The 11,384-nt window shown below is 72.0% G+C and carries 8 protein-coding genes and 1 pseudogene; 5 read left to right on the top strand and 4 right to left on the bottom strand.

Annotation, left to right across the window (positions count from 1 at the left end):
* Positions 1-103 precede the first annotated feature (103 nt).
* Entirely contained in the window at positions 104-892 is a 789-nt protein-coding gene (locus AB0H32_RS42830) for a CAP domain-containing protein (protein ID WP_361133323.1), read from the bottom strand.
* 575 nt (positions 893-1,467) lie between these two features.
* Here AB0H32_RS42830 and AB0H32_RS42835 point away from each other — a divergent pair.
* A complete protein-coding gene (locus AB0H32_RS42835; protein ID WP_361133326.1) occupies positions 1,468-1,941 on the top strand; it encodes a nuclear transport factor 2 family protein in 474 nt (157 codons plus the stop codon).
* A gap of 56 nt (positions 1,942-1,997) precedes the next feature.
* On the opposite strand, the gene AB0H32_RS42840 is transcribed toward AB0H32_RS42835, so the two are convergent.
* A complete protein-coding gene (locus tag AB0H32_RS42840; protein WP_361133329.1) occupies positions 1,998-3,302 on the bottom strand; it encodes an MFS transporter in 1,305 nt (434 codons plus the stop codon).
* Between the two features lie 56 nt (positions 3,303-3,358).
* Here AB0H32_RS42840 and AB0H32_RS42845 point away from each other — a divergent pair, with 56 nt between their 5' ends.
* From AB0H32_RS42845 to AB0H32_RS42860, 4 genes and pseudogenes are all read left to right on the top strand, one after another.
* The gene (locus AB0H32_RS42845; protein ID WP_361133331.1) at positions 3,359-4,342 is read left to right on the top strand and encodes a helix-turn-helix domain-containing protein; all 984 of its coding nucleotides are present in this window, start codon (positions 3,359-3,361) and stop codon (positions 4,340-4,342) included.
* Between the two features lie 138 nt (positions 4,343-4,480).
* Positions 4,481-5,208: pseudogene (locus tag AB0H32_RS42850) on the top strand (SDR family oxidoreductase).
* A gap of 193 nt (positions 5,209-5,401) precedes the next feature.
* Entirely contained in the window at positions 5,402-7,039 is a 1,638-nt protein-coding gene (locus tag AB0H32_RS42855) for a sigma-70 family RNA polymerase sigma factor (protein WP_361133334.1), read from the top strand.
* A 1,047-nt stretch (positions 7,040-8,086) separates the two neighbouring features.
* Positions 8,087-8,740, top strand: a complete 654-nt coding sequence (locus AB0H32_RS42860; protein WP_361133337.1) for a maleylpyruvate isomerase N-terminal domain-containing protein — start codon at positions 8,087-8,089, stop codon at positions 8,738-8,740.
* 74 nt (positions 8,741-8,814) lie between these two features.
* Here the strand turns inward: AB0H32_RS42860 and gap are convergent, their stop codons facing one another.
* Together gap and AB0H32_RS42870 are read right to left on the bottom strand one after the other, a co-directional pair.
* Positions 8,815-9,813 (bottom strand): type I glyceraldehyde-3-phosphate dehydrogenase, encoded by a 999-nt coding sequence (gene gap / locus AB0H32_RS42865; RefSeq protein ID WP_361133340.1) that lies wholly within the window; start codon positions 9,811-9,813, stop codon positions 8,815-8,817.
* A gap of 235 nt (positions 9,814-10,048) precedes the next feature.
* A complete protein-coding gene (locus tag AB0H32_RS42870; RefSeq protein WP_361133343.1) occupies positions 10,049-11,005 on the bottom strand; it encodes a helix-turn-helix domain-containing protein in 957 nt (318 codons plus the stop codon).
* Between the last annotated feature and the right edge of the window lie 379 nt (positions 11,006-11,384).

Consider the following 11,384-nt stretch of genomic DNA (forward strand, 5'->3'; position numbering starts at 1 on the left):
ACGGGGGCGGGGGCCGTCTTGGGGTCCGTGGTGTGTTACTGCGCGCGGGCGCCCTGCCCGGGGGGGGCCCGCCCCGGGGGGGGCGGCCCACGTCGAGGTCCTGCTAGCGGGCGGTGCCGAAGTCCTGCGTCCAGTAGCTGTTGGGCTGTGCGAGACCGACGCCGATCTCCTTGAACGAGCAGTTGAGGATGTTGGCGCGATGCCCGGGGCTGGACATCCAGCCCGCCATGACCTGCTCGGGTGTGGCGTAGCCGTAGGCGACGTTCTCGCCGTAGGCGCTCCAGGCGTAGCCGGCGCGAGTGATCCGCTGGCCGGGGTCGGATCCGTCGGAACCGGTGTGGGACATGTTCTGGTGGGCCGCCATGTCCTGGCTGTGCGCCTGCGCCACCTTGGTCAGGGTCGCGTTCAGGGTCAGGGCGGAGCAACCGACCTTGGCGCGCTCGGCGTTGACGAGCTGCACGATGCGAGCAACGACCCCGGACGCCGTGGCGGTGGGCTTGGGGGTGCTCGGGGCCGCGTGGGTCGCGGGGGCGGTGGGCTTGGACGTGGGGGCGGAAGAAGCGGGCCTGGGCTTCGCAGGCTCGGCGGCCTTCGGGGTGCTCGGCGCGGCACTCGGAGTCTTCGACATCACCGGAGCGGGCGTGGCGGCCCGGTGGTGGTTGTGGTGGTGACCCCGGTGGTGATGCCACTGGTGGTGCTCCCACCTGTGCTGCCCGGCGGCCTCGGACCGCAGGCCGGTGCCCGCGTACGTCGCGGCGCTCTCGGACTGGTCCGTGCCGTTGCCCGGCCAGTCGGCGCAGGCCATGGCGGCGGACGGTATGCCTACGGCACCCATGGCGACTGCGGCTATGACCAGCTGCCGGTAATGCTGCTTCTTACGATGCTTTGCCATGCGTGACCTCACCCGGTAGTCGCAGAGCCCCCGTACAAGGGCGGCTCTGCGCGGACCCCGCTCCTGAGCTGCGGAGACGTTGTGCGGGTCGTCATTGTTAGGACGGCTTCACAGGGAGCGCAAAGAGCCTTCGTACTACCGCGCTTAGGAGACCCGGGGGACCCTTGCCAAGGCATGCGGAGCGTGCTGGTCCGGTTCCGGCCGCCCGGCCCGTCTGCTGACGACTCGTCAGAATCCCTGTCTGCCTCGACGAACCGGTGGTGTCGCCGTCGGGCGGGAATGCCGCCCCGGTGAGCGTGGCAGGCGCCTGTGTCAAGACGGACAAATCCCGTATGTCCATAGACGGGCATCTACTATTCGGCACGCCTAGATCGGGGGATGGCGTGATGGATGTCACGGAACCGAAGCGCCCGTTGTCCACTCGCCGCCTCGGCGTGCTCGGCGGGGGGAGCCCTTGCCTGGAGAACGATCGTTCTTTAGGCTGGCAGGTATCGATGAGAACGATCGTTCTCACGCTGTTGCGAGGGGCTCGCCCGGCCTGTGGCGTGCCCGGAGCCCGAAGGAGCTGAGCCGACATGACCGAGCCCACCCGCCCGCCGGTGCCGCCGTTCACCAGGGAGACCGCGATCGAGAAGGTCCGCCTGGCCGAGGACGCGTGGAACACCCGTGATCCGCACAAGGTGTCGCTCGCCTACACCGTGGACTCCCGGTGGCGCAATCGCGCCGAGTTCGCCGGCGGCCGCGACGAGATCGTCGCGCTGCTCACGCGCAAGTGGAACACCGAACTGGACTACCGGCTCATCAAGGAGCTGTGGGCCCACGACGGCAACCGCATCGCGGTGCGCTTCGCCTACGAACACCGCGACGACGCCGGGAACTGGTACCGCTCCTACGGCAACGAGAACTGGGAGTTCGACGAGCACGGGCTGATGCACACCCGCCACGCCTCCATCAACACGCTGCCGATCGCCGAGTCCGACCGCGCCTACTTCTGGCCGCTGGGCCGCAGGCCCGACGACCACCCCGGCCTCAGCGACCTCGGCTTCTGAGGCGCCCCCCGCCGCGGCTCACTGTGCAGCGCCACCGCGTCGCCACAGCGGGCGCCTCAGGACGGTTCGCCCCGCCAGGCGCCGTCCCGCTGCGCCCAGCGCACGGCGGGTGCCACGGCGAGCCCGGCCACGGCGAACATCACCCCGAGCACCGCCCAGCCCAGCGTGCCGTGGGCGATCGCGGTGACCGTGACCAGCGCCGGGCCCGCCATCATCCCGGCCGACATGCCCGCGCCGAACACGCCCTGGTAGACACCGTGCGCGCGGGCATCGGCGAGTTCGTAACCGAGGGTCCAGCCACCGGCCGCCGACAGCACCTCCGCGAAGACCTGCACCACGGCCCCGGCGGTCAGCGACAGCACCGCCCACACGGGGGACAGGCCTGCCGAGACGGCGAACACGGCGCAGGACGCGGCCAGGAACAGACCCGACCAGCCCATCGCCCGTACGGCGCTCGGGACTTGGGACGCCCGGCGGGCCACCCGCACCTGCAGGAGCGCCACCAGCACACAGTTGACGATCATCAGCAGGGCCGCCGTCCAGCGCGGCGCCTCGGTCCGCTCCACGATCCACAGCGGAAGCCCGACCTCGGCCAGCGTGTACTGCACGACCAGCACCGCGTTGAGCACGGTCACCGCGAGGAACGGCAGGTCACGCACCGCCCGCCAGCGGTCCGCGGCCGGGGCGTCGGCGGCCAGGGCCGCCCGCTCGCCCACATGCGGCGCCAGCGGCAGCCGGGGCACCAGCAGCGCCGGACCCGCGAAGGACAGCGCGTTCAGCACGATCACCGTCAGGTACGCGCCCCGCGAGTCCACCTGCAGTGCGACGGCGCCCAGTGCGCCGCCCACGCCCATCCCGACGTTCGTCACCGTGCGCAGATACGCCCGTGCCTCCACCCGTGTCGCCGCCGGCAGCACGTCGGCGTACAACGCGCCCTGCACTCCGCGGCTCGCCATCTGCAACCCGGTCGCGCAGATCACCGCGACGAGGAACCCGGCGTACGAGTGCACCAGGGTGTACGCCGCCATGGCGAGACCCGTGCCGGCCCACAGCAGGGCCCCGACCCGCCGGGCACCCCACCGGTCCGCCGCCCGTCCGGCGGGGACCCCGGCGGCCACGCCGACCAGACCCGCGACCGTCAGCCCCAGCCCGACCGCGGTCGCGTCGAGGCCGACGATCCGGGTGAAGTAGAGGACGCCGAGCGGGAAGAACAGCCCGTTGCCGAGGGAGTTGACGGCAGTCAGAACGGTGGCCAGGCGCAGCGCCGGGTCGGCCGGCAGCAGTCCGCCCGCGCGGGTGGCGCGGTCCGCCTCGGAACTGCCGTCCTGGTCAGCGGCGTGCGAAAGTGGTGTCGTGGTCATGCTCAACAGCCAACGCGGTGTCCGCTCGCTCCGACAATGATTTAGCGTGGCACTCAATGATCGAGTTCCGTTTCGCGATCGGCGACCTTGCCACCACCTCCTTCGCCTACTCCCCGCTGCAGGAGGCGGTGTTCTCGCTGCGCTGCCTGCACGACCCGGCCCGGTACGCGCATCACCGGCCGTGGCTGCGCCGCATCCGCCCGCGGCTGGAGACCCTCGATCACGAACTGCTCACCGCGCTGGTCGCCCCCTGGCTGTGGGTGCCCGACTTCCTCAGTCCGCGCCCGGCCCGAGCCCGACCGGTCTTCGCCGACGAACTCGACGAGGTCCGCCGCACCCCACCGGACGTCGTCACCGCCGACTTCCGTGCCACCTACCGCACCAAGGACGCGCTCCCGCCGGTCGTCGTGCGCGGTCTGGCCGACCCGGAGTCCTTCCTCGCCCGCCTCGCCGACGCCCTCGACGCCTACTGGCACACCTGCCTGAGCGACGCGTGGTGGCCGCGCGTCCACAGCATCCTGGAGGCCGATCTCGCCCATCAGTCACGGGTGCTGGCGGAGCAGGGGTCAGCGGCGCTGTTCGCCGGGCTCGACCCACGGCTCGTGTGGACCGGCGAGCAGTTGCTGCTGACCGGTACCGGCGACACGGCCCCCTGGCCGTCGGCCGACATCCGCATCGCGGGACGCGGGATGGTGCTGATGCCCACGGTGTTCGCCCGTGGTGCCCAGACGGTGCTCGACCCCTCGCGCCCGCCGATGCTCGTCTATCCGGCCCGGGGCCGCGCGACCCTCTCCGAGGCACCGCCACCGGTCACCGACCGCGCCCTGATCCGGCTTCTCGGCCGGCCGCGCGCCCGTTTGCTGATCCTCCTTGCCGAACCGGCCTCCACGACCGAACTCGCCCAGCGTCTGGACGTCACCCCGGGCGCGGTCAGCCAGCACCTGGCCGTCCTCTACGACGCCGGTCTGCTCAGCCGCACCCGCAGTGGCCGCACCGTCCGCTACCGGCGGACGGACCTCGGCGACGAGTTGTGCCGTTAGGCCCAGTCTGTCTCCCTCGGTGACGACGTCGGTCAGCCGGGCACGTCCATGCGCTGGGTGCCGATGACCGACAGCAGACGCAGCACTGACATCTCCCACTCCAACACCCCGGGCCTGCTCACCGGCAAGGTCGCCTTCATCACCGGAGCCGGGCGCGGCTTAGGCGCCGCCGCGGCCCGGCTGTTCGCCCGGGAAGGCGCCCGCGTGCTGCTTGCCGCCCGGACGGAGGCACAGCTCAAGGCGGTGACCGAGGAGGTCCGGGCAGCGGGCGGCAGCGCGGACCACGTCGTGTGCGATCTCGCCGACGCGGACGCTGTGCGCGCCGCCGTCGACCGTGCCGTTCAGCTGTACGGGCGGATCGACGTCACCTTCAACAACGGCGCGACCGTCCAGCGGCCGGGCCCCTGGACCAGCTGCCGGAGGCCGACTTCGACCACGTCTACGCCGGGAACCCGAAGGGCGTCTGGGGGTCCGTGGTCGCCGAGATCGCCGCCATCCGGGCCACCGCCGGGACCGGAGCCATCGTCAACAACTCCTCCATCGGCAGCCTGCGGGGCAATCCCGAACTGCCCGTCCACGGCGCGATGAAGCGGGCGGTCAACAGCCTCACCGAGTCGGCCGCCGTCACCTACGCCCCGGAGGGCATCCGTGTCAACGCGATCGCTCCCGGGGGTACGACGACCGCGATGATCCGTGCGTGGGAGGCGGAATCGCCCGGCCTCCTGGAGCGCCTCACGGCGAGCATCCCGCTCGGCCGCACCGCCGAACCCGATGAAATCGCCGAGGCCGCCGCCTGGCTTCTCAGCGACCGTTCCTCCTCATTGACCGGCACCGTCCTGCGGGTCGACGGCGGGGTGCGGGCCTGAGCCGTGGGGCCTTTGGACCGGTGTCCGCCTCCCGTTCCCTTCCCCTGTTGTGATCTCCCCCATTGCGGTCGGCGGGCCGGTGCGACGAACCTCTCACGGAACGAGTGTCCGAATAACCGTTATCCGGGGCCCGCACAGCGGTCTCCCAGGTATCGGACAGCACCGTTCGGCATCGACGACAGGGAAGCCTTTGATGAGCACACAGCACACGGTGGACACGGCGGCACTGGTGGGCGCTGCCCGAGCGGGTGACCCGGAGGCCCAGGACGCCCTGGTCAGTGCGTACCTCCCGCTGGTCTACAACATCGTGGGACGTGCGTTGAACGGCTCGGTCGATGTCGACGACGTGGTACAGGACACCATGCTCCGCGCCCTGGACGCGCTGGACGGTCTGCGCACGCCCGAGAGTTTCCGCTCCTGGCTCGTGGCGATCGCCATGAACCAGGTCCGGACGCACTGGCAGGACCGGCAGTTCGCGCAGGCCGGCGTGGAGGAGGCCGAGGATCTCGCCGACCCGGGCGCGGACTTCGTGGACCTGACCATGGTGCAGCTGCAACTGTCCGGCCAGCGCCGGGAGACCGCGCAGGCGACACGCTGGCTGGAGCCGGACGACCGAGGCCTGCTCTCGCTGTGGTGGCTGGAGTGCGCCGGGGAACTGACCCGCGGTGAGGTCGCCGCGGCCCTGGAGCTGTCGCCCCAGCACACCGCGGTCCGCGTACAGCGGATGAAGGCGCAGCTGGAGTCCGCCCGCGTGGTGGTACGGGCGCTGGACGCGCAGCCTCCCTGCGAGGAACTGCGAGGCGTGCTGGCCTCCTGGGACGGCCGGCCCTCCGCGCTGTGGCGCAAGCGAATAGCCCGCCACGCCCGCGACTGTGTGCACTGCTCCGGTCTGTGGAGCGGCCTGATGCCGGCGGAGGGACTGCTGGCCGGACTGGCGCTGGTCGCGGTGTCGACCGCACTGCTGGCGAGGATGGGTCTCGGCTCCGACGGGATGGCCCTGGCCGGTTCCGCGTCCCGGCCGGACGCGTCCGCGGAGCACGCGGAGACCGGTCAGGCGGGCGGGCACCGGACCTCGCGCGGCCGTGGTGGCTCCCGGGGCGAGGCCCGGCGGCGCAAGCGCATCCGGCGGCGGGCCGTCGGCGGCGCCGTCGTGGCGGCCTGCGTCGCGGGCGGTGGCCTCTGGTACGTCGCAACGGACGACGGGGCAGGGAAGGACGGTACGGCCACCGCACAGACCGCCGGCGATCCGGTCGTGGACCTCTCCGCGCCCAGCGGCGCGGCGACATCGCCCTCCTCCGCCTCTGCGTCGCCGTCGCCGTCGCCGTCGAAGACGAAGAGCGGCGCCAAGAAGACCCCGCACCCCACGAAGAAGAGCACGCCGGCTCCCGTACGGTCCCCCCGGCCGACGCAGACCCCCTCCGCCGCACCACAGACGCAGTCCGCCCCCGCGGGCACCGTGGCACAGGTGGTCGCGCTGGTGAACAAGGAGCGGGCGGCCACCGGTTGCGGACCCCTCGCCGAGAACGCCCAGCTGGACAAGGCCGCGCAGGGCCACTCCGACGACATGGCCGCCCGGAACTTCTTCGACCACACCAATCCCGACGGCGCCGACCCCGGGCAGCGCATCACCGCCGCGGGCTACCGCTGGTCCACGTACGGGGAGAACATCGCCATGGGCCAGCAGACCCCGCAGGCGGTGATGGACTCGTGGATGAACAGTCCCGGCCACCGCGCCAACATCCTCAACTGCTCGTTCAAGGACATCGGCGTAGGCGTCCACAAGGGTTCGGGCGGCCCGTGGTGGACCCAGGACTTCGGCGCCAAGCTCTGAGTCCGTCCGGCCGGTTCCCGTACCGGCAAGGTCCCTCTCGCCCGCGTCCGCACCGGCAATGGGTGCCTCGCCGGCTCCCGCACGTGCCGCAGGCCACCCGCAACAGGCCGTTCTGGCCGTCCCGCATGTGTGGGTCACCGGAGCGTTCGCGCCCGATGCCGAGTGAGGAGAGTCCATCCGCCGTCCTGCCGACGGCGTGGTGGGGCGAGTGATCGGGGGCGTCCGGTGTGGCCGTGCCGCGCCCCTCGGGCGGCGACGAAGGGCCGCGGTCCCGGAGGCGGTGGCAAGCGGCGGCTCTTGGGGTGGTACGGCCTCAGCCGCACCGGCCGTGCCTTGGCCTTCGGCGAGGGCGAGCATCTGGAGGTGTGCGCGGTGACAGTCGTCGTCGCCTGTTCGCGTCTACGTCCGCGAACTGTGCGTCGACACCGCCGCGCGTGTTCTGCTCTGCACCAGCCGTGCGGAGGACTCCGAGGGGCGGACCATCGTCCGCACCCGCGACATCAGCGGTGCCCTGAAGCCCCGGTGGAACGAGCACGCCGTCGCCACGGCGGTCCTCGGCGCGAACGGCGCCGTGCCGGTTGTGCTCGACACCCGCAGAAAGGGAGTGTCGGGCCCGCGTGTCCAACTGTTCGTGCGTCGGCGCCCTGAGCCCGGACGGCAGCCGCGTCGGCCGCGGCCGGGTCCCAGGTGACCCTGAGGCTGTGAGGCGTCGATTCCCGACGGCAACTGGGCACCGACCTGCCCACCGCCGGTGACAGGATCGTCTCCTGCTCCTTCACCGGTGGCGGCGGCAGCCTGTGCGCAGCGGGCACGGCACGTACCCGTGCAGCACTTCGACCTGTACCCGCCCCATGTGTCCGGCGTGGCATGCCTACGCGCCGGAGGCACACTGACCCGCTACGCATGCGCATGCACCTGGCGGACGTCCCTTGCCTGCAGGTCTGCTGGAGAGCGTGTCCGGCACACGGCCGGGCAGGTACCCGAACCGACCGGCGGATCGTCCCCGTGCGCTTGTCCGCCGTTCCGGTGCGGGACTACCGTGCCGCAGTGGATCTCTTCTCACCGTCTTGGGCGGCGTTGCTCGCGGCGGTCGCCGATCTCCCCGACGAGGACTTCGAGCGCCCGTCAGGCTGTACCGGCTGGCTAGTCCGGGACCTGGTGTGCCACCTGGTCATCGACGCCCAGGACGTCCTGATCACCCTGGTCACGCCCGCCGAAACACAACCGACCGTCGACGCGGCCACCTACTGGCACCTGGTCGAACCCCCGACCGGCAAGGACCCGCTCGACGCACTGATTCCCCGGCTGGCCGCCGCGTACGGCGAGCCGCGGTGGCTCAAGTTCCACCTCGACGACGTCGGTTCCGCCGCCGGCCGAGCCGCCCGACTCGCCGATCCCGCCGTCCGCGTCAGCACCCGCGACGAGGTGCTGACGGCCGGCGACTACCTGTCCGCGTACGTGCTCGAATGGACCTTGCACCACCTCGACCTGATCGCGCATCTGACGTCGGCCGCCGAGCCGCCCGCCGAGTCCCTCGCGGCGGCCCGCGCCTCGCTGGAGAAGATCACCAGGACCCCGTTCCCCGGCTCGTTCTCCGACACGGACGCGCTGCTGATCGGCACCGGCCGCCGCACGCCGACGGGCGCGGAGAAGGCCGCGCTGGGCGATCTCGCCACGAAGCTCCCGTTCGTCCTCGGCTGACCGGCCCCTCCGCGGGCGTCCCGGACCCGGCCCCTCCGGACCCGGCCGGCTCCCGCGGGCCGCCCCGGTTTCCGTCAGCCCGTGGTGAGGAGCTCGAGGGTGTCGATCACGCGGTGGGAGAAGCCCCACTCGTTGTCGTACCAGGCGACCACCTTGATGTGGCGGCCGTCGACGCGGGTGAGGGCCGAGTCGAAGATCGACGAAGCCGGGTTGCCCGTGATGTCGGACGAGACGAGCGGGTCCTCCGAGTACTCGAGGACGCCGGCGAGCGGCCCCTCGGCCGCCGCGCGGTACGCGGCCAGCACGTCCTCGCGCGTCACGTCGCGGGCGACGGTCGTGTTGAGTTCGACGATCGAGCCCACCGGAACGGGCACCCGGATCGAGTCGCCCGACAGCTTGCCGTCGAGGTTCGGGAGCACGAGGCCGATCGCCTTGGCGGCGCCTGTCGTGGTCGGCACGATGTTGACGGCGGCGGCGCGCGCCCGGCGGGCGTCGCGGTGCGGACCGTCCTGCAGGTTCTGCTCCTGCGTGTAGGCGTGCACCGTCGTCATGAAACCGTGCTCGATACCGGCGAGTTCGTCGAGGACCGCGGCCAGTGGCGCGAGCGCGTTGGTGGTGCACGAGGCGTTCGAGACGATCGTGTGCAGGGCCGGGTCGTAGGCGTCGGTGTTCACCCCGAAGGCCAGGGTGACGTCGGCGCCGTCCGACGGCGCACTGACGAGCACCTTCTTCGCGCCCGCGGACAGATGGGCGCCGGCCGCCTTGGCCGAGGTGAACCGGCCGGTCGACTCGAGCACGATGTCCACACCCAGCTCGGCCCAGGGCAGCTGAGTCGGCTCACGCTCGGCGATCACCTTGATACGGCGGCCGTCGACCACGAGGGTGTCCCCGTCGACGGACACCGGGCGGCCGAGCCGGCCGGCCGTCGAGTCGTAGGCGAGCAGTCGCGCGAGAGTGGCGGGCTCCGTGAGGTCGTTGACGGCGACGATTTCGAGCGCGCTGTCGCGTTCGAGCAGTGCACGCAGCACATTGCGTCCGATGCGGCCGAATCCGTTGATGGCGATGCGAGTCATGAGTCCTGCCCCTGTCCCTTGGGTTCGCCACCAGGTTCGCGGGCCGCATCCGCCCCTGACAGCGGCGTGATCGCCACTGTTCAAAAGGATCGCGCCAAGGGTGCTCGGCGGTCGAAGGATCGCGCCAAGGGTGCTTGGCGGTCGAAGGACGGGGCCGAGCGTTCTGGGCGGTCGAAGCGGCGCGTCGCGCGTGCCAGGGGTTCGACGTGGCGCGTCGGGCGTGCCGGGCGGTCGGCTATTCGCCGCGGGTGAAGGTGCGCCGGTACTCGCTCGGCGTGGTGCCGAGGATGCGCTGGAAGTGCAGGCGCAGATTCGCGCCGGTGCCGAGACCGACATCGGCGGCGATCTGCTCGACACTGCGCTCCGAACGCTCGAGCAGTTCACGCGCCATGTCGATGCGGGCCCGCATGACCCACTGCATCGGCGTGTACCCCGTGTCCTCGGCGAAGCGCCGCGAGAAGGTGCGTGCCGACACCGCCGCATGCCGGGCGAGCACGTCGAGGGTGAGGGCCTCGCCGAGCCGGTGCAGCGCCCACTCACGGGTCGCGGCGAACCGCTCGCCCAGGGGCTCGGGCACACTCCGCGGCACGTACTGCGCCTGACCGCCGCTGCGGTAGGGGGCCGCGACCAGGCGGCGGGCGGCGTGGTTCGACGCGGCCACCCCGAGGTCGCCGCGCAGGATGTGCAGGCACAGGTCGATGCCCGAGGCGGCGCCGGCCGACGTCAGCACGCTGCCCTCGTCGACGAACAGGACGTTCTCGTCGACGCGGACGAGCGGATGCTTCGCCGCCAGCGCCCGCGCGTAGTGCCAGTGCGTCGTGGCGCGCCTGCCGTCGAGCAGGCCCGTCGCGGCGAGGGCGAAGGCACCTGTCGAGATGGCGGCGAGCCGTGCGCCCCGGGCGTGGGCGGCGAGCAGCGCGTCGACCACGGGTCCCGGCGGGTCCTCGCGGTCGGGAAACCGGTAGCCGGGGACGAAGACGATGTCGGCCCACGCGAGCGCGTCGAGGCCGTGGGCGACGTGGTACGACAGGCCGTCGCCGCCGGCGACGAGACCGGGCGCCGCACCGCACACCCGCACCTCGTACGGCATGCTCGCGCGGGTCGTGAAGACCTGTGCCGGAATGCCGACGTCGAGCGGCTTCGCCCCTTCGAGCACGAGGACGGCGACGCGATGCAGACGGGAGGCGGGCACAGGGGCAGGGTACGTGGTGGCGCGCGCTGCGGTTTCGGCACGCCGGGTGCTGCAGGACGCGCGCGGAGTCGCGCTTTGCGCACGGACCGGCAGTGGTCACCGGGCCACCCCGCCCGAACGACGCAGCCCTGAGGACGTCCTCCGTCTTCAGCGCGGTACCGAGCAGCATGACCGCCACCTCCTGGGAGGTGGCGGTCATGTCGTTACGTTTCTGCTCGGAGCGGGGCCCGGTCGAGGGCGGACTTTAGTTGTGACGTCCCGAGGGGTCGTGCGCGGCCTTGTCGTCGTGGCCGACGGCCTGGTGGGGGATGGATCCGGTGGTGGGGGTTGGGTGGGTGGCTCGGTCGGCGTGTCCGGGCCACCAGGCGGCGTGGCCGAT

Source organism: Streptomyces sp. NPDC020362 (genome assembly GCF_040642095.1).
In the GTDB taxonomy this organism is placed as follows: Bacteria; Actinomycetota; Actinomycetes; order Streptomycetales; family Streptomycetaceae; genus Streptomyces.

Bases quoted from the DNA above. Each gene is read 5' to 3' on its own strand.
- AB0H32_RS42845 (WP_361133331.1), top strand. From the start codon at position 3,359: ATGATCGAGTTCCGTTTCGCGATCGGCGACCTTGCCACCACCTCCTTC.
- AB0H32_RS42830 (WP_361133323.1), bottom strand. From the start codon at position 892: ATGGCAAAGCATCGTAAGAAGCAGCATTACCGGCAGCTGGTCATAGCC.
- AB0H32_RS42835 (WP_361133326.1), top strand. From the start codon at position 1,468: ATGACCGAGCCCACCCGCCCGCCGGTGCCGCCGTTCACCAGGGAGACC.
- AB0H32_RS42855 (WP_361133334.1), top strand. From the start codon at position 5,402: ATGAGCACACAGCACACGGTGGACACGGCGGCACTGGTGGGCGCTGCC.
- AB0H32_RS42840 (WP_361133329.1), bottom strand. From the start codon at position 3,302: ATGACCACGACACCACTTTCGCACGCCGCTGACCAGGACGGCAGTTCC.
- gap (WP_361133340.1), bottom strand. From the start codon at position 9,813: ATGACTCGCATCGCCATCAACGGATTCGGCCGCATCGGACGCAATGTG.